The 18,472-nt window shown below is 35.5% G+C and carries 18 protein-coding genes; 3 read left to right on the top strand and 15 right to left on the bottom strand.

Translation table 11 applies throughout. The features are described from left to right. Nucleotides 1–360: 360 nt before the first annotated feature. Nucleotides 361–1,200 (top strand): CAP domain-containing protein, encoded by an 840-nt coding sequence (locus BAU28_RS23190; RefSeq protein WP_071720140.1) that lies wholly within the window; start codon nucleotides 361–363, stop codon nucleotides 1,198–1,200. A gap of 36 nt (nucleotides 1,201–1,236) precedes the next feature. On the opposite strand, the gene BAU28_RS23185 is transcribed toward BAU28_RS23190, so the two are convergent. The 11 genes from BAU28_RS23185 to inhA1 all read right to left on the bottom strand — a co-directional run bounded on the left by BAU28_RS23185 (nucleotide 1,237) and on the right by inhA1 (nucleotide 14,373). Continuing rightward, nucleotides 1,237–1,842, bottom strand: coding sequence for a DUF1648 domain-containing protein (locus BAU28_RS23185; protein WP_071720138.1), 606 nt, complete (start codon nucleotides 1,840–1,842; stop codon nucleotides 1,237–1,239). A 91-nt stretch (nucleotides 1,843–1,933) separates the two neighbouring features. Continuing rightward, complete coding sequence (locus BAU28_RS23180) at nucleotides 1,934–2,857, bottom strand: RluA family pseudouridine synthase (protein ID WP_071720136.1); 924 nt, start codon at nucleotides 2,855–2,857, stop codon at nucleotides 1,934–1,936. Nucleotides 2,858–2,955: 98 nt separating this feature from the next. Continuing rightward, nucleotides 2,956–3,372: a hypothetical protein gene (locus BAU28_RS23175; RefSeq protein WP_002170941.1), complete on the bottom strand. Its 417-nt coding sequence runs from the start codon at nucleotides 3,370–3,372 to the stop codon at nucleotides 2,956–2,958. Between the two features lie 102 nt (nucleotides 3,373–3,474). Continuing rightward, nucleotides 3,475–5,667 (bottom strand): MMPL family transporter, encoded by a 2,193-nt coding sequence (locus BAU28_RS23170; RefSeq protein ID WP_071720134.1) that lies wholly within the window; start codon nucleotides 5,665–5,667, stop codon nucleotides 3,475–3,477. Nucleotides 5,668–5,777: 110 nt separating this feature from the next. After that, entirely contained in the window at nucleotides 5,778–6,425 is a 648-nt protein-coding gene (locus BAU28_RS23165) for a phosphatase PAP2 family protein (RefSeq protein ID WP_071720133.1), read from the bottom strand. A 59-nt stretch (nucleotides 6,426–6,484) separates the two neighbouring features. Continuing rightward, entirely contained in the window at nucleotides 6,485–7,534 is a 1,050-nt protein-coding gene (gene potD / locus BAU28_RS23160; protein WP_048369538.1) for a spermidine/putrescine ABC transporter substrate-binding protein PotD, read from the bottom strand. A 38-nt stretch (nucleotides 7,535–7,572) separates the two neighbouring features. After that, nucleotides 7,573–8,373 carry a spermidine/putrescine ABC transporter permease PotC gene (gene potC / locus BAU28_RS23155; protein ID WP_048369540.1) on the bottom strand — a complete coding sequence of 267 codons (801 nt, stop codon included), beginning with the start codon at nucleotides 8,371–8,373 and terminating at the stop codon, nucleotides 7,573–7,575. Between the two features lie 6 nt (nucleotides 8,374–8,379). Next, nucleotides 8,380–9,228 carry a spermidine/putrescine ABC transporter permease PotB gene (gene potB, locus BAU28_RS23150; protein ID WP_025151014.1) on the bottom strand — a complete coding sequence of 283 codons (849 nt, stop codon included), beginning with the start codon at nucleotides 9,226–9,228 and terminating at the stop codon, nucleotides 8,380–8,382. Next, on the bottom strand, nucleotides 9,225–10,208 hold the full coding sequence (gene potA, locus BAU28_RS23145) for a spermidine/putrescine ABC transporter ATP-binding protein PotA (protein ID WP_025151015.1): 984 nt from the start codon (nucleotides 10,206–10,208) through the stop codon (nucleotides 9,225–9,227). The genes potB and potA overlap by 4 nt, the downstream gene beginning before the upstream one ends. 237 nt (nucleotides 10,209–10,445) lie before the next feature. Further along, nucleotides 10,446–11,813, bottom strand: coding sequence for an aldehyde dehydrogenase (locus BAU28_RS23140; RefSeq protein WP_048369543.1), 1,368 nt, complete (start codon nucleotides 11,811–11,813; stop codon nucleotides 10,446–10,448). A gap of 169 nt (nucleotides 11,814–11,982) precedes the next feature. Next, a complete protein-coding gene (gene inhA1, locus BAU28_RS23135) occupies nucleotides 11,983–14,373 on the bottom strand; it encodes a M6 family metalloprotease immune inhibitor InhA1 (RefSeq protein WP_071720131.1) in 2,391 nt (796 codons plus the stop codon). 330 nt (nucleotides 14,374–14,703) lie between these two features. On the opposite strand from inhA1, the gene BAU28_RS23130 reads away from it, so the two are divergent. Together BAU28_RS23130 and BAU28_RS23125 are read left to right on the top strand one after the other, a co-directional pair. Beyond that, nucleotides 14,704–14,838, top strand: a complete 135-nt coding sequence (locus BAU28_RS23130; RefSeq protein ID WP_002170932.1) for an anti-repressor SinI family protein — start codon at nucleotides 14,704–14,706, stop codon at nucleotides 14,836–14,838. A 79-nt stretch (nucleotides 14,839–14,917) separates the two neighbouring features. Continuing rightward, nucleotides 14,918–15,241: a helix-turn-helix domain-containing protein gene (locus tag BAU28_RS23125; protein WP_002170931.1), complete on the top strand. Its 324-nt coding sequence runs from the start codon at nucleotides 14,918–14,920 to the stop codon at nucleotides 15,239–15,241. A gap of 80 nt (nucleotides 15,242–15,321) precedes the next feature. Here BAU28_RS23125 and calY read toward each other — a convergent pair whose 3' ends face one another. From calY to sipW, 4 genes are all read right to left on the bottom strand, one after another. After that, nucleotides 15,322–15,915: a biofilm matrix protein CalY gene (gene calY, locus BAU28_RS23120; protein ID WP_002170930.1), complete on the bottom strand. Its 594-nt coding sequence runs from the start codon at nucleotides 15,913–15,915 to the stop codon at nucleotides 15,322–15,324. 454 nt (nucleotides 15,916–16,369) lie between these two features. Further along, a complete protein-coding gene (locus BAU28_RS23115) occupies nucleotides 16,370–17,077 on the bottom strand; it encodes a DUF4047 domain-containing protein (protein WP_071720129.1) in 708 nt (235 codons plus the stop codon). A gap of 162 nt (nucleotides 17,078–17,239) precedes the next feature. Further along, nucleotides 17,240–17,827, bottom strand: a complete 588-nt coding sequence (locus tag BAU28_RS23110) for a CalY family protein (protein ID WP_048369551.1) — start codon at nucleotides 17,825–17,827, stop codon at nucleotides 17,240–17,242. A 61-nt stretch (nucleotides 17,828–17,888) separates the two neighbouring features. Continuing rightward, nucleotides 17,889–18,458, bottom strand: a complete 570-nt coding sequence (gene sipW, locus BAU28_RS23105) for a signal peptidase I SipW (protein WP_071720128.1) — start codon at nucleotides 18,456–18,458, stop codon at nucleotides 17,889–17,891. Between the last annotated feature and the right edge of the window lie 14 nt (nucleotides 18,459–18,472).

Genomic DNA, 18,472 nt, shown 5'->3' with positions numbered 1-18,472 from the left:
TAAAAAAGAACAACAGAAACATTACAGTTTTGTAAAAAACAATCCAGTATATTCCTCAAAAAAACACATGAACCGTTGATACAATAGGATTCTCATTCTTTCATATAGGAAACTTCATCCAAAAAATCTCCATTTTTAGTAAGGATGAAAATGCGGAAAATTCCTTTTATACTCTAGCTTTCTCCTCTCTCCTCTTCTCTACTACTCTAGGATAAATTAGGTAAATTTTAAGTCTATGAATTTTTTTCCATCTTTTTTCTTGCAAATTATATGCTACGATAAATTTGTCAGTCGGACAGGCTGTCAAAAACAAATCGTGTGAAAACAATTTAAAACTTTACATAGGGGGACACACACATCATGAAAAAGCGTGTTTTATTATCTGTAGCTGCTGCAACAGCTCTTACTCTAGGAGTATCATCTTTAGATGCACAAGCTGCAACAGTACAACCATCTAACATAAAGGTTCAAAATATTCAGCATTCTAGAGTTGTTATGAAGCAAATGAGCCAACAAGAATTACAAGCATTCTTACAATCTATGGGAATCGAATCTTTAGCACAATGGAATCAAGGACAGTTCCAACAAGGTTGCTTCATTCCTGGTCAACAGCCTACTGAAAATGTTGTTACTGAACAACCAACAGCTAAACCAGAAACTCAAAAACCTGTAGAACAAAAGCCTGTAGAACAAAAGCCTGCTGAAGAAACAGCTAAACCAGAAGCTCAAAAACCTGCTGAAAATAACGGTACACAAAACAATAACAATCAAAACGAAACTCAAAAACCTGCTGAGCAAAAGCCTGCTGAAGAAGCAAAATCTTTAAGCGAATTCGAACAACGCGTTGTTGAATTAACAAACGCAGAGCGTACAAAACAAGGCTTACCAGCATTAAAAATCGATACCGAATTAAGCAAAGTAGCACGTATTAAATCTGAAGATATGCAAAAGAATAACTACTTTGATCATAACAGCCCTACATACGGGTCTCCGTTTGACATGATGAAGAAATTTGGTATTTCTTATAAATCTGCGGGCGAAAACATCGCTCAAGGTCAACGTACACCAGAAGAAGTTGTACAAGCTTGGATGAACAGTGCTGGACACCGTGCAAATATCTTAAATAGCGGCTTCACTCACATCGGTGTTGGCTATGTAGAAAGCGGAAACTACTGGACACAACAATTTATTACGAAGTAAATAGAAAAAAAGAGTCTTCTCCTAGAAGACTCTTTTCTATGTTTCATAGCTTTCTAATATGTATGCGTATAAAATGTAGAACATAAACAAAATAGACCCACAGCTTATTACACTAATTAACAGATAAAATCCCCACTTCAAGTTCAAAAATAACGACAACAATATGCTGCATGCCATCACTTGAAAGATTCGTCTACTAACTAAACGAATTTTTTGTAATTTAATCGGTTCTTTCTCAGTACCCTTCGCCTTTTTAAACTCTTTGCTAAGCATAAAAAGAAACATACTAATTCCAATTGTTAGTCCTGTTTGAAAGGATATAATATTTCCTAAATTAATCAAGAGAATGAGCATATGGATAAACAACATAAATAAAGTAACACTCTCTATAAATCCACTTATAATGAACTGCTCTCCTTTATTAAACTTATATATATTATGTGAAATAATATACACTAATCCATGTAAGAAAATAATAAGACAAGGAATAAATAATATAACAACTTGTTTACTCATATACTCGTTTGGCACACCACTCTCGTTCCAATGTACTGCCATGCGACTTGATAAATATGGATAGAGGCATAGAGTAAATAAAAGACAAGCGAAAAATATTCCTAGTATATATTTATATTTGACCAAGTGATTCTCACCTCTCTTTTCTCTTTACGGCTTCGCCTCTTTTAGAGAAATCCCTGCAAAAATCTACCTTTCTCAATGTAAAACTTACATTTTACGCATTTGTTCTTTGAAATTCTTTCATTTTATTGTTTAAACTTGTAGGGAACGGTACTTCAACTTCGATCTCTTCTTTCGTAATTGGATGCAAAAAATTAATTTTCATCGCATGCAACGCTTGACGGGACATATATTTTGTTTGTCCACCGTATAATACATCCCCAACTAATGGATTTCCATTATAGCTCATATGAACGCGGATCTGATGGGTTCTACCGGTTTCTAATTGTAACGTTACAAGGGTAGTATCTTGCTTCTTAAAATATTTCTCTACTTTATAATATGTTATAGCTTGGTCACCCTTTTCAGATACGCGGCGCCTTGTAGCGTGATGTCGATCTCTTCCGATGGCCACGTCAATTGTGCCCTGCTTCTTTTTTACTTTCCCTTCAACAAGTGCCGTATACGTTCTTTTAATCTTTCGTTCCATTAATAGACGATCCATAATCGCACCAGCTATTCTATGCTTCGCGAATACAACCCCACCTGTCGTATCTTTATCTAGCCGATGAATATGACGAACCTTCGTCTCTAAACCTTGCATTTGAAAATGAAAAGCAACAAGATTTGCAAGTGTTCCCGTCCCATTTTTTTCAGAAGGATGCGTATCCATTTGCTCCGGCTTATTTACAATGATTACGTGATCATCTTCAAACACTACATCTAATTCACCGTATTCCGGCTCTACGCCGTACTCCTCCTCCATAAACATATGAACTTGCAACTTATCTCCTTCTTTTAAAAGTTCACTCCATCTCCTCTGTTCGCCGTTAATTGTAACCCCCTTTTCCATACGAAGCTGATGTAATAACTTTTTCGGTACTTCCCATTCTACTTTTAACAACGACTCAATGCTTATACCATTCCATATCGCTGGAACCGTAATTTCGCACCATTCGCCCTTTTTCTTCGTTTCCATACTATATCACCTTATTTCTATTGATTCCCCTATTGTAACGGAAAACACTATATGATGCACCGTCAAAAATAAAGGGCAGCCTACAAACAGACTGTCCTTTACGCTCTAATCCTTTTCATTTCCTGCAACACTTCTTCAGCTTTTTGTTCATACGATAAATCTTTAAAGAAATCTGCCAATCGTTTATAGTCGTTGTACGTATCTAATAAGTCGTCTATCTTCTCCACTTTCATAACTTGCTGTTTTTGCTTCATTTTTACTGGATAACGATACCCCGATACTTCTTGTATTTTGTAATATTCTTCTTCTACTTGAATAACCTTTACAAGTTCCTCCTCTTCCGCATCCATCGTATACCCGTCAAATTCTCTAAGCAACTCATATATAATATGAGTCCATTCATCTTTTGGATAAAACCCTTTTTCTAACCGATAACCGACAATGCGATACATATGCCCATCGTTTTCAGCAAACTGTACTGTATCATTTAGCTTAAACTTAAAATAACGAAACATTGCCTTCACCTACTTGTATGTATTGTTCTTATCACATACTATTTGCAAAATATAGGCCTTGCTATTCATAAAAAAATACTCATCTTATAGATGAGTATTTTTTTATGATGATTTTTCTCTTTTCTTTCGAAATGGTAACCACCAGTTCCAATCTCCAAACAATTTCATTAAACTTGGTACAAGCATAAGTCGAATAATTGTTGCATCAAGAAATATCGCTAACGCAACACCAATACCCATCTGCTTTACTGGTAAAATATCAGTAAAGGCGAATGCACCAGTAACAACAATCATAATTAAAGCAGCGGACGTAATGATGCGGCTTGTCGAGACAAGCCCTTCTAGCGTTGCTTGATCGTTATCTCCTGTTTCCTCATATAACTCATGCATTCGTGAAATAAGAAATACTTCATAATCCATGCTTAGTCCAAATACGAGACCGAAAATGAAGATTGGCAAAACAAATAGAACTGAACTCTCATCTAATCCGAAATGACCACCTTCAAATAACCAAATAACAATTCCAATTGTTGCACTTAAACTAAGTACATTCATAATAATCGCCTTTATTGGAATGAGTATAGAACGGAATGCGAATAATAAAATAACAAAGGTTGATCCAAATATAACAGACATACCAATTGCAACTTTATCTTTAATTTCATCTTCTAACTCTTGTTGGAACGTTGTCATCCCGCCTAAATAATAAGTAACATCGTTTTCTTTATAATTCTTTTTGAAATCACGAACCCATTGTTTAGCTTTTTCCGTACGTGGTTTTGTATCTAGGAAAACTTGAATTGTCGTCTTATTCCCTTTCGTATACGCTTCAAATACAGGAGCTATTTTCGCCGCTTCCGGTGATTGTAACATTCCCGCAACTTGATCTGCTTTCATCCCATTTAGCTCGTTATATACACTTTTCACCTTATATACTTGCTTATCATCTTTTAACTTTTGAACGACATTTTCTACCTTTTGTAAGCTTTCTTTTTCTGTTATATCATTCTTCGTCTCTACTACTAAAGTAACATCGGCGTGTGTTTTGACAGTCTTATTAAAGGCTTCTTCATACTTCTCAAATGCAACTCTCGTATCACTCTTTTCTGGTAATGCTTCGACACCAGGAAACTGCAAATTAGCTGTACGTAGTGGTAATAAGCAAATAACAATAAATGTTGTAACAGCAACAATCATTACGATTGGATGTTTCATTACAAACTGCGCAAATTTACGCCATACATTCGATGGAGTAGGTGCTACCTGATTCTTTTTTAATATTCTTTTTCCGATTAAAGATAACAGTGCAGGAAGGAGTGTGAGTGAAAATAAAATGCTCATAATGACAACAATCATCCCGCTAATGGCAACAGATTGAATATAGTCTATCTTAAAGAAAAATAAACCGGATAAACCGACGAATACACATAACCCTGAAAATACGATAGCGCGTCCCGCGGTTTGATACGTAATCGCGATTGCCTCTTTCACTGTTCTCTTCGCAACTTCCTCTCGAAAGCGATTTACAAATAACAGTGCAAAATCAATTGATAATGCGAGCCCAATCATCGGTGCAACATTTAACACGAAAATAGATAGCTCTTTATCAATACCGATAAAATATAAAATCCCCATCGTACTAATTACACTTAGTAGCCCATTTAAAATCGGTAAAATAGACGCAAGCAGACTACCAAATGAGAATAATAGTACGAGAAAAGCAATAGGTAAACCGATCATCTCTGCTACTTTTAAATCATTTTGTGTTCTTTCATTAATCTCTTGATTAATTTTCGGATACCCTGTCGATGTTACTTTTAATACTGCACTACTTTCTTTCTTGATTTCATCAGCGAATTGCAATGTCTTTTCCATTCGATCTTTATTTGTTTTCCCGGAAAATAAAATCGTCGCATAACCGATATCATCTTGTAGCATCTCTTTATTTTCTATTGGATGATGGAAAGACTCATATGTTTCTTTCTCTTGAATATGTTTTATAATTCCCTCTATACCTTTTTGAAACTGCTCATGTGAAGCATCCTTGTTCTTCTCAAAGATGAGTAAAAGTGTATCCTGAGACTGCTTAAAATCTTTATCTAAAATTTCTTTCGTCTTTTGATAATCTCCTTCCGTTTGGAAACCATCACCACCTAATACTCCTGGAAGTTTCGGAGCAAAAATACCGAGCGCTATCGCTAATACTATTAATGCTACGATTACTGTATAACGGAATTTATACAAAAAAGCCCCTAACTTCCCCCACTTATCAATTTTATGTACATTTGTCTTCACACATTTCCACCTACTTTATATAATTCCATTGTCACTTATACTGTATCATATCTTTGTATAAACAAAAAATGTCTGGAAACACTATAATGATAGTTTTTCCAGACATTTTTCTATCTCTCTTTATTAAGCTGAAGCCTCTCGGTAAGTAAACGATGACAATAAATCGCTATAATTAACAAAATCCCACCTACGCAGTAACCAGCTAAAATATCAGTCGGATAATGAACATTTAAAATAACTCTACTTAATCCAATCAATATAATTAATATGCCCAGCAAAATCGTAATACCACATTTCCCAGCTACACTCTTCAAATTGGCAGCAATGATATAGGCAAGAAAACCAAATGTCATAATAGATAGCATTGCATGTCCACTTGGGAAGCTATATCCAAGTGCGTCAAGTGCCTCATTTAATGACGGACGGTCTCTTTTTACAATTTCTTTTATCCCTTTATTAACAAGATGTGTCGTTAATATAGCCATTGGATACACAATCATAGCAGCATAATAACGTTTTTTCCAAAAAACGAGCAAACTTATAATTAGTGTCGTTATAACTCCAATTGCAGATCCTAACTTTGTAACGTATGTGAAGAATGTAAGTGAGCTTTCTGTTTGTAATCCTTTTACCATCCCGCGGACATATGTATCCACTGCTGTAACTCCGCATGCTTGTACTCTCCAAGCGATAATGCCGAATAAAGCAAGTAATAAAATCATACACATGAACTCATATCGATGTAACTTTTTCTTCAAACGATTTCCTCCTACTTATGAAAAAATGCGATTTCTATTCAGAAACCGCATTTTCTTACTTATTTACCTTTTGTTTTCAACTCTGTCCAGTAGCGATCGTAGTCTTTTAACTTATCGTCTACATCAACAAGCCATTCTGTACGATTTAATTCTTCTGGTGATAAGAAGATCATGTGGTTATCACGATATTCTTTACTATGAAGAGAACGAGCTTTTTCATTTGGATTACTGTAACCAATTGACTCGTAGTTTTTCACACTTACTTTTTCATCTAATAAGTAGTTCATAAACTTCTCTGCAAGTTCTTTATGTTTTGCACCTTTTGGAATCGCTAACGTATCAGCCCAAATTGTACCGCCTTCTTTTGGTACAACATATTCTACATCTTTATTATCTTTTGCGATAAATGCTGCGTCTCCAGACCATACAGTCCCGATCCACGCATCTTCAGTAATGAATTTTTGTTTAATGTTATCTGTATCAAATGCTAGTAAGTTTGGAAGTAGCTTCTGTAAATCAGTAGCTGCCGTCTTTAACTGCGCATCGTCTTTTGTACTATTAGAGAAACCGTTTTTCTTAAGTCCCATTCCTAATACTTCACGAGAATCATTTAATAAAGTAACATGTCCTTTATATTTATCGTTCCATAAATCAGCCCAGCTTGTAGGTGCTTCTTTCACATACTTTTTATTGTATGCAATTCCTGTTACACCCCAAGTATATACTAGAGAGTATTTATTCTCTGGGTCAAATGGAGGTGTTTTAAAATTAGAAACTAGATTTTCGATATTTGGAATATTCTTCTTATCTAGCGGCTCTAATAAGTCCATTTTCGCCATTGTTTTAACCATGTAATCAGACGGCTGAATTAAATCGTATTTCGCACCGCCAGCTTGTAATTTTGCAAGCATTTCTTCGTTACTTGCGTATTTATCATAGTTAATTTTCACGTTATATTTCTTTTCAAAATCCTTTAGAACTTGCTCATCAAAATTATCAGCCCAGCTATAAATATTTAATTCTTCTTTCTTCTCGCCGCAACCAGCAAGTACACCTGCAACAAGACTGAAGCTAATTGCTGCACCAGCTAATCTCTTCATTAATTTCATCGGTTTATTACCCCCTCGTACTTTCTATATCATTCGTATTATAAAGGAAGGTGTCCTCCAGAGTTTTCTTCACCATCTGCACCTTTGTTACGGAAAATTTCAGATAAAACCATTAATCCTACGATAACAACAATTAAAATTGTAGAAAGGGCATTAATTTCAGGCGATACTCCGCGCTTAACCATACTGTAAATGTATAATGGCAATGTTGTTGATCCTGGTCCTGATACGAAGAAACTAATTACAAAATCATCAATTGATAATGTGAATGTTAATAGTGCTGCTGAAACAACTCCCGGCGCAATGGCTGGAAATGTTACATAGCGAAATGTTTGCCACGGTGTTGCCCCTAAATCATTTGCAGCCTCTTCTAAATCACGTCCCATACTAGAAAGACGTGCCGCTAAAATAACAACAACAAATGAAATACTAAATGTAATGTGCGCAATAATAATCGTTACTTGTCCAAGTTCGATACCTAATTGGCTAAATAAGATTAGTAAAGATAATCCCATTAAAATATCAGGAATTAAAATTGGTAAGTATACAAGGCCGTTAATAGCTCCTTCAAAACGATATTTATAACGATGTAATGCAATCGCAAAAATCACACCAAGAATGGTCGTTACAACCGTCGTTATAATCGCAATCGTCATACTATTTATAAACGCATCAATAACATCTTGTTTTTGAAATAAATCTGTATACCAATGGAATGTAAAGCCTTCCCATTCCGCATTAATACGGGAATCGTTGAAGGAATATACCATTAAAACCATCATTGGAAAATACAAGAATAATAAAATTAACCAAGAATAAGAAACTAAAAACTTCTTCATCGTTGCCTATTCCCCTCCGTTCTCATCATATTTATATACCTTCGTTGCACGATAATATAAGTAAATTAACAGAACAGAGAATAGAACAACGATAATTGATAACGCAGAACCAAACGGCCAGTCACGCGCACCTAAGAATTGGTTTTGAATTACGTTTCCGATTAATGCTACTTTCGATCCGCCCATTACATCTGATACAACAAACATTCCAATAGAAGAAACGAATACTAAAATAGAACCAGTAGCAACTCCTGACATTGTCATCGGTAATGTTACATTCCAAAATGCCTTTACTGGTGTTGCACCTAAATCATAAGCTGCTTCTAGCTTGCGCTTATCAAGCTGCTCAATAGCCGCATACACTGGTAAAATCATAAATGGTAATAAAGAATAAACCATCCCTAGTACTACAGAAGGTGTGTTATATAGTAAATTTAAAGGCTCACTAATAATACCTAGTTTCAATAGCAATGTGTTCACAAGACCTTGTGAACGTAAAATAACAATCCATGCGTATGAACGAACAAGGAAGTTAATCCAGAATGGAATCGTTGCTAATAATAATAGAATGGAACGATATTTACGATCAACAATTGTAATTGTATACGCAAATGGATAACCGATTAATAAACATAGTACTGTTGTAATAACAGCTATCTTTACTGTTTCCCATAACGTACCCATATACAGCGGATCAAACACACGCACTATATTATCTAGCGTAAACTGCATTTCCACTGTCCCGTATGCTCCGCGCTGTAAAAAGGCGAATGCTAATACGAATAGAAGCGGAAATAAGAAAAAGATTAACAGCCACGTGACCGTAGGTAATGCGAGTAATTTCCCTTTTTTCAATTTAAGGTCACCTCGTCCTCTTGCTCCCAGCCTACGTATACATTATCTCCAATGCTCCACTGCGCTGCTTCTTCAGCAGTTTGGTATGCCATTAGTAATTCCGATGTTTTCTCATCACGTACATAAAGCTTTTCCATATTTCCAACAAACTCAATATCTTCAATATGCCCAAGATGGTATTCTTTTAAAATTGGTTGCTCAACCGAACGAACTTTTACATTTTCAGGGCGAACTGCTACGTAGTTTTCCCCATTTTTCACTATATTATTTTCACCGATGAACGTTGCAACGAACAACGTTTTCGGTTGATTATAAATTTCTTTAGGCGTGCCGACTTGTTCGATATGCCCTTTATTCATAACGACAATACGATCACTCATGCTCATCGCTTCTTCTTGATCGTGCGTTACATATATGAACGTAATTCCTAAATTACGTTGTAAGTTTTTCAATTCACGTTGCAAATCTTTTCTTAACTTAAAGTCAAGCGCTCCAAGTGGCTCATCTAATAGTAATACACGTGGGTTGTTTACAATTGCCCTAGCAATTGCTACACGTTGCTGCTGCCCACCAGAAAGCTTCGAAGGTTTACGATTACGGAACTCAAGTAACTGCGTTAAACGCATTGCCTCTTCAGCACGTTCTTTCTGTTCTGCTGCTGGTACTTTTTGCATTTTCATACCGAAACAAATATTTTTTTCGACATTCATATGTGGGAATAGTGCGTAATGTTGGAACACTAAATTCATATGACGCTTGTACGGCGGCAAATCATTTATTTTTTCATCGTCTAATAAAAGATTCCCTTTAGTTGGAGTTTCAAAACCCGCGATCATACGAAGTAAAGTCGTTTTCCCGCAACCACTCGGTCCTAAAATCGTTAAAAATTCTCCTTCTTTAATGTCTAAAGAAAGAGGTGGGATAATCACTTGATTTCCAAAATGTTTTTCTACTGCTTCAACTTTAATAATCTTTTTCATTTTCCCGTCCTATCTACCTTAAATTTAAATTTTTATATTCATGAATAAATATTTATGTTCTATAGACTATTTTTTGTTTCGATCCAAACAAAAATGGTTATTTAGCAAGCGTTCTCTTCTATTCTTTATGTAGTATGTTTGATTCATTTTCGCACGATACATATGTCGAACAGAAAAACCCCTTCCATTGCGAAGGGGCTTTTATCATACGGCTACGCCTACTGATAAACACCATCATCATTTTAACAACTTTCGTATAAATTTTAAAGCACTTTTTGTAGAAGAATAACGAATTTTCATATCGAACGCTGTAGATTGGGACAAAATGCTTTTATAATGGGAAAAAGTTCGAAAACTTTCTTTACCATGATATCCTCCTAATCCACTGCTTCCAACGCCCCCAAAAGGTAAATATGGCGTTGCAAGATGATATACAACATCATTTATACATCCTCCGCCATATGAAATATTTCTAGTAACCTTCTCTTGTACACCTTTATCCTCAGAAAATACATATAGTGCTAACGGCTTTGGATGTTGCTGAATCGTTTCAATTACATCTTCTATTTTGTCATATTCTAGTATTGGTAAAATCGGGCCAAAAATTTCATCTTCCATCACAGAGTCTTGCCATGTAACATTTGTTAATACTGTCGGCTCAATATGTAACGTTTCTTTCTTATAATTCCCACCAATCACTGGATTACCGTCTTGTAAAAATGTACATAAACGTTCAAAATGACGCTCACTCACAATTCGTACGTAACTGTCATTTTGTAAAGCATCTTTTCCATACTGCTCTGCAATTTCATGTCGCAATGCCTTGATTAACTGTTCTTTCACTGACGAATGAACGTACATATAATCAGGCGCCACACATGTCTGCCCAGCATTCAAAAACTTGCCCCAAACAATACGTCTTGCCGTTACATCTAGCTTTGCATCTTTATGTACAATGCATGGACTTTTCCCGCCAAGTTCTAGCGTAAGAGGCGTTAAATTTTTCGCCGCTGCTTCCATGACAACTTTCCCCACACCAACACTACCTGTAAAGAAAATATAGTCAAATGGTTCCTTTAACAAAGCCGTACTTTCTTCAACACCACCTTCTACTACCGCCACAAGTTCTTCTGTAAATAACTCTTCTAACATTTTCACAAGAACCTTTGAAACATTTGGTGTTAACTCAGAAGGCTTTAAAATAACTGTGTTTCCCGCTGCTAGGGCTCCAACAAGAGGCGCGATTGCTAATTGAAACGGATAATTCCATGGTGCGATAATAAGCGTTACACCGTACGGTTCTGGTACTATTTTCCCCTTTGATCCAAAATGCGTAAGAGCTGTTCGAACACGTCTTGGTTTACTCCATGATGAAATATGTTGCATTTGAAAAGAAATTTCTTTTAGCACATATCCGATTTCTGTTGTAAACGATTCGTGAATTGACTTATTTAAATCTACTTTCAGTGCTTGAAAAATTTCATCCTCAAAACGCTGAATCCCATCATAAAGCTTCTGTAAATTACTCTTTCTTATTTCTACACTTCTCGTATGTCCTTTATAAAAATATTCCTTTTGCTTATTTACAATAGAAGAAATACTCATTCATTCACCTTCTCCCACTATTTTTATCCAGTTCTTTCATTATTTATATAGAAACAACATATAAAACTTTTTTATTCGTAAAGTTACATTATATATAACTTTTTCTTTTATATAAAATTCATTGCTCAAAAAAACTACCGAAAGAAAATCCCTCGGTAGTTTTACTGTATTAACGATATAAACGAACAGCACCTGCAGAATTATCATCAGCTTGTCCTACTACTTCAAACTTCAGACCAAGATTCGGTAAAATACGTCCTGCATCTGGAATCTGCTGATTAATATACGTCTTAGAATCATCAAACTTCGGTACGCCCGCTAAACCATTGTACGTGAACGTTCCGCGCGTTGGAGATACAACTTTCCAAGCTGGCGTTTTATCGAATGAGAACGCCGCATCAGCGATTTGGAATCGTGTACTACTCTTAACTGTTGGTTTACCATTTAAAGTTCCTACAATTGCTTCTGGGTGAGAATCAACTACACCAAGGAAACCGTGTCCTGGATGTACACCCACCCAGTTATCTGTGTAAGCTGAATCCGCATACCATACCACCATACCAGTGTTATATTCTGGACCACGAGCAAATTTCAATGCTTTATCTGCACCAGCATAGTTTCTCCACTCTACATAGTAGTTATGTTTTTTCTTCTCTGTTCCATTAGATACAACGAAACCATTTAATTTTAATTGTGGTGTACCTTCTGCATCATCAGAGAATGCAACTTTACCATCTACTGTTAATGACGCATTATCAAGAGCGAATCCATTTAATGCTAGACCACCATCAGTAATGTAATCAAATGTTAATTTCACTTTCTTACCTTTGAACTGACTTAAATCGTATGATTTGTCAATCCATTTTCCATTTGTCGTATCTGCATTTCCACTATTTGCTTTCTCACCAAGACGTTCAATTAACGTTTGTTTACCGTCTTCTGTTACAGCGTGTACTTCAAGGAAATCGTAACCTGCTTCAATTTCATATAATGACTTGAAATCGAATTTCGCATTCGTTGCATTCGTTAAATCGAACAGCGGTGTCTCCATTTTTGTGTGAAGGTCATCACCTTTTGTGCTGTAATAATATTGTTTACCGAATGCTGGCTCAATCGTTTTTACATCTTTATCTGGTAAGTTAACACGAATCAGGCCTGGACGATCCGACTTCGTAACACTTTGATCTAAATACGTTGCAAAACCGATACCTTTGTTTAACTTATCGTAATCTACCTCTGCGATATTCGCCCAGCTACCACCGATTGTTTTTTGGAAAAACTCTTTATTTTGCGGTGAAAAACTTGTTGGCGTTGTTCCTGCGATTTTACCAGCCCAGCTTCCGCCACTCATAATAGACCAAGCTTCAACCGGCTCACCATTACCGCTATATTGTGTATCATACTCATCTGGAAGACCTAAGTCATGACCATATTCATGTGCGAATACACCAACTGCGCCATCTTCTGGTTCAATTGTGTAGTCAAACGCAGCCATCTTCCCGCCCCAATATGGAACTTTCGCTTTCGTACCTTCGATTTGGAATGGTTTTGGTCCAACTGTCCAGCGATGTGACCAAATTGCGTCGTCGCCTAATTTACCGCCACCAGCTTCTTGTCCAACACCAGCATGAATAATCATTAAATGATCGATTAAACCGTCAGGTTGATTTTTATTTCCATCTTCATTTACATCATATTGATCAAATTGATCAAACTCTGATAAATCAATACCGCTATCTACAGCTGCTTTTAGTGCATCTTTTACTAAATCACGCGGTCCTTTTGGTCCTTTATTATCATGGCCGCCATTTGGAGAATCTGCACCATAATCAGCTGCTTTACCTGGAACTGTTAACCATTTTGTAACTGTTCCATCCACTGTGTAGCTACCACCAGATTGTTCTTCATAATATTGTTTAAACGTTTCAATTTTACTTCCATCATCTAACGTAAACGGCTCGTTACCGAATAACATTTTTTCATAATGTTCTTTATTAAAATCGTTCGAATACATATAGCCAGGTTCTTTATCAATATTGTTATGTTTGAAATCAGCGTACTCTACAAGTAAAACGAGTACTTTATCTTTACGAACTTCACCGTTATACTCTTTTTGTTTTGCTGATGAAGTTGGTACTTTACCATTTAGTCCGCCTTTAACTGGGCCTGTTCCTGCTGCAGTCCCGTTTGCTGGCTGCTCTAATTTTTCTTTCGTCTCTGCCTTTGCATCTTTTACTTTCTTTAAAAAGTCAGATGCTTCTTTTGTAAGTTGGTCCCCATTTGCCTGTTCTTTGCCAGGATTTTCACCCTTCTTGTTCTCTACATACTTTTCGACCGCTTTTTTTGTCTCTTCACTTGAAGCTGACTGATCAATTACCCCACGTTTTTTTAGCGCATTTGCTAATCTTTCTTCTGGGATTAAGTGGTCATCAACTGGGCTCGTAGCTGTCTTATTCACAGGCGTTTCTGCATACGCAGATTGGCTTCCAGCTCCAAATGAAAGGCCTAAAGCAGCTGTCAAAGCAATTGTTGATAACACTTTAAATGGTTTCTTTTTCATCCCTTATTTCCTCCCCTAATAAAAAATATGTATTACATATTGAATTTTATTAAAAATTCAATATTTTTTCAATATTTAGTCATATTATGTAATTTTTTTAATATATTTGTAAAAATTTCTTAGTTAGTATACGAATATATCACAATTTATTAATGTTTTCTGAAAATATTGATAAATTATAGCGAACACTTTATAATTTTTACTGAGGGAATTTAATGGGGATTTTATCTACACAATATTCGATAATTTGACACATAAATATAAAATTCGGTTCAATTATCGTCTACTATGTAGCTGCAATTATGACCAATAATTAGGGAGGAATCACACTTGTACAAAGATAAGGCGGACTCACTAGATCCAGAATGGATTGATTTAATACTTGAAGCCCTAGATTCTGGTATTGCCCTGCAAGAGATCGAATACTTTTTTCAACGTATGAAGCAAACGAGCCAAGCACAATAGCCTCGTTCTTTTTAACGAAGTTTATGTTATAATAATGACATCATAAGACGACTACACATTGATAGAAAGGTGCGCAAATATGATTGGAGAACGTATAAAACGCCTTCGTTTACAAAAAGGGATTTCATTAACAGAACTCGCCGAAAAAGCTGGTGTCGCTAAATCTTACATTAGTTCCATAGAACGGAATTTACAAAAAAACCCTTCCATTCAGTTTCTTGAAAAAATTGCAGCAGTTCTACAAATTCCAGTTGATACTTTACTTCATGATGAAACAACAACAGAAAGCCACCTGGACTCCGAATGGACACAACTTGTTAAAGATGCAATGAGCTCCGGTGTCTCAAAAGAACAATTCCGTGAATTTCTAGAATTTACACAGTGGAAGCAAAATCAAAAATAATATATATGAAGGAGCATATAAAACTAGCGCTCCTTTTTTCTTTATAAAAAAAAAGCGGGAGATACCCGCTTTTTGATTTATTATTTTTCTTCGCCATCTGTTTGGCTCGCGTTGAATGTCCATTCTAAGTTTAATGAATCGCCTTGGAATTTATTTTGATCTTTACCATCATCTTCGAATACAAATTGTACCCATAGATAGTCTTCTGATCCAGCTTCTAAACCACCTTTTTCACTCCATTCAGGAGCAAAAACATCTTTAGCAACAACGTCTGGATCTAACGTTTGTAATTCTGCTAATGTTGTTTCATAAACAGGTTCACTTTGTTTATCCCAGTTCCAAATGAATTTCACTTTAATATGCTTACCAAAGTCTTCTCCAGCATTATCGCCTTTTGCATCTTTCACAGAATACTTTGTCGCTAATTTAACGTCTTTAATCGCTAAAGTACCGCTATTCTTTAATAAGAACTCTTTCTTAACAGAATCCCCTGGTTTTAAATTATCAATATTTACAAGCGTTTTAGGGTTTAATGTAAGATCTAACGTCCCAGCTGCAAATGTATTGTTTGATACTTCTTTATCGCTAAAGTAAGCGAATGTTCCTCCACCAATTAAAGATAACCCCAATGCTGCTGATGCAACTCCCATACCTAATTTCTTTTTCAGACTCACAATCAATTCCCCCTAGCTGTTTTTTGTATTTTTACATTGCTATCTCTTATTTGAAATAAGAGATATAACTAAAACTATATTAGCTAAGCTAATATTTGTTCTTTCTAAAGACCTTATGTTCATTATAACGAACAAATCTATGTAAACACAATATATATTTTCAAGTATTTTTATTTCTCAATATTGTTTTGATTTTTCAGAAAATAAAAGATTAATACTTTACTAATTTAGCACTTGCTCCACACTCAAATACATTTTATAAGAAAAAGAAAGTAAGACAAAAAGGTGAGGGCTGACGTTCCCTCACACTCATATAAACATTAATATTTTTTATAGCTATTTGCAGCTTATTCATTCGTTTTCTCTTGCACCACATTATTATTTTTCAATTGTTTCACTGGATCAGTTGAAGTAGCCTTTTCATACTCCATTTGATCAGACTGTTTATCTGTTTCTATTTTTTCTGTTCTTCTAGCTTTTTCTGCTCTTCTACTTTCTTCTGTTCTTCTGCTTTCTTCTGTTCTTCTGCTTTCTTCTGTTCTTCTGCTTTCTTCTGTTCTTCTACCTTCTTCTGTTCTTCTGCTTTCTTCTGTTCTTCTATTTCATTCTGTTTCTTTACCGTTTCATCTTTTAATAGTTGTTGTAGAGCCTGAATTTGTTCATCAATTGCTGGCAAACTAGCCTCTTTATCAACATAATCACGCTTCTCTTTAATACTATGAAAACCTTCGTTCACATACGAGGATACTTGCTGAATTGATTCACTTTTATTCACTTTTAATTCTTCTTGTATTTGATTGTAAGGAGTTTCTATTAAAGTATATACTTTTTGTAAAGCCTCCTTCTCAGAAGCAATTTTCTCACGTCCTTGCTGCCATACAACAATTGCCTGTTCTATTTCTTCAATAGAAGTAACTTTCAATTTCGCTTTCATTTCTCCATACTCATGTCCAATATACTGTTTATGTTGCTCAGCTTGCTCCTTTAACGTATCAACTGTTTTCGGAAATATAATCGCTGTAGAAAGAGTGGCTTCTACTTTCGTTTCATGAATAAATGCAGCTTCTGTATACGTCATCATTTGAGAGCCTAAATAAAACGTAATAGAGCACATACACGGCAATATAAGCATCTTTTTTAATTTGCGAGGTGTTTTCAGCATCTGAATCTCTCCCATCGAACAATGTGTTCTTTATACAGAACGTTACTTTCATTATAATAAAGACTTGTACAAAATGATAGCCATATCCTAGAAAATACATTCCAATCCACGCTATTTAACTGTAAAAGGGGCTATCAAGGTGATAGCCCCTTTTATATTATATTATCTTTCTGTACCATCTGTTTGTTGTGCATCAAACGTCCAAGTTAAATTTAGTTTATCGCCTTGGAATTCATTTTGGTCTTTTTTATTATCAACAAACTCGAATTTCACTGTAAATTTATCCGACTTACCTGCAGAAATACCTTTTTCATCCCAGAACCAAGCAGATAAATCATTATCTACCGCTGTAAGTGTGTCACCCTTCAATTTATCTAGTGTTGTTTCTTTTACAATTGTTTCATGCTTATCTACATTTTTTAAGAATGTTACTTTAATATGTTTACCAAAATCATCTTTATTGTCGCCCTTCGCATCGATTACTTTGTAATCTGTTTTTAGTAAAACTTTTTTAATGTCTAAAGAGCCTTTATTTTCTAGTTTAAAATCTCTTTTAATTGTATCGCCAGGCTTTAAATTCGATACATCAACAACTGTCGATGGGTTTGCCGCTAAATCAAGTGTACCAGCCGCAAATGTATTGTTTGACACTTCTTTGTCGCTAAAGAATGCAAATGTTCCTCCACCAACTAATGCTGCTCCTAGTACTGCTGATGCGATACCCATTCCTAATTTTTTCTTTAAGGTCATGTCCAAATCCCCCATAATATATATTTGTTAACTTCCTAATAGGAAGATATAACCAAAATAACTATACGGATTGTTCTACTTTTTTATCTTTCTTTTCCCCATCGATACTACGAATAGCACCAAAAATAGAAATTGCGGAATAGCCAAGTAAAAAGACTCCAGGAATAATAAGAAGTAATGCAGCTCCCGCTTTTGAATTCGCATAATTCAGTAAATAACCAACATACGGTACTGTAATGTCTCCGTACTTTCCAATTACGTTCTCTGCAAGTACTGGCTCTAAATCTGCTCCGTTGTTGTTATCCCCTTTTGTTTCATACATTACTTTTCCATTTGTATCTTTCACACCGATAATACGGTGAGTGATAATTTTGTTATCTTTCTCTTTAAACGTAATAACATCGCCTTTTTTATATTTAGAACCATCTTTAGTTGGCTCTACCGCAATAATTGATCCTGTTAAAAATGTCGGTTCCATCGATCCTGATAACACTGTTTTAAATTGATATCCCATCACAGTCGGATCCCCGCCACTCGCTTTTGACGAAATAACTACAAAAGCTAAAAAAACCATCAATGCAAATAAAACAAATGAGATAACGTTGCTAATAATCTTCCAAACTAATTTCATCGTATCTCTCCCTC

This window comes from Bacillus paramycoides, from assembly GCF_001884235.1.
In the GTDB taxonomy this organism is placed as follows: domain Bacteria; phylum Bacillota; class Bacilli; order Bacillales; family Bacillaceae_G; genus Bacillus_A; species Bacillus_A paramycoides.
This window is presented reverse-complemented; position numbering and strand designations above follow the sequence as displayed.

Bases quoted from the DNA above. Each gene is read 5' to 3' on its own strand.
- BAU28_RS23190 (WP_071720140.1), top strand. From the start codon at position 361: ATGAAAAAGCGTGTTTTATTATCTGTAGCTGCTGCAACAGCTCTTACT.
- BAU28_RS23180 (WP_071720136.1), bottom strand. From the start codon at position 2,857: ATGGAAACGAAGAAAAAGGGCGAATGGTGCGAAATTACGGTTCCAGCG.
- BAU28_RS23175 (WP_002170941.1), bottom strand. From the start codon at position 3,372: ATGTTTCGTTATTTTAAGTTTAAGCTAAATGATACAGTACAGTTTGCT.
- potD (WP_048369538.1), bottom strand. From the start codon at position 7,534: ATGAAATTAATGAAGAGATTAGCTGGTGCAGCAATTAGCTTCAGTCTT.
- potC (WP_048369540.1), bottom strand. From the start codon at position 8,373: ATGAAGAAGTTTTTAGTTTCTTATTCTTGGTTAATTTTATTATTCTTG.
- potA (WP_025151015.1), bottom strand. From the start codon at position 10,208: ATGAAAAAGATTATTAAAGTTGAAGCAGTAGAAAAACATTTTGGAAAT.
- BAU28_RS23140 (WP_048369543.1), bottom strand. From the start codon at position 11,813: ATGAGTATTTCTTCTATTGTAAATAAGCAAAAGGAATATTTTTATAAA.
- inhA1 (WP_071720131.1), bottom strand. From the start codon at position 14,373: ATGAAAAAGAAACCATTTAAAGTGTTATCAACAATTGCTTTGACAGCT.
- BAU28_RS23125 (WP_002170931.1), top strand. From the start codon at position 14,918: ATGATTGGAGAACGTATAAAACGCCTTCGTTTACAAAAAGGGATTTCA.
- BAU28_RS23115 (WP_071720129.1), bottom strand. From the start codon at position 17,077: ATGCTGAAAACACCTCGCAAATTAAAAAAGATGCTTATATTGCCGTGT.
- BAU28_RS23110 (WP_048369551.1), bottom strand. From the start codon at position 17,827: ATGACCTTAAAGAAAAAATTAGGAATGGGTATCGCATCAGCAGTACTA.
- sipW (WP_071720128.1), bottom strand. From the start codon at position 18,458: ATGAAATTAGTTTGGAAGATTATTAGCAACGTTATCTCATTTGTTTTA.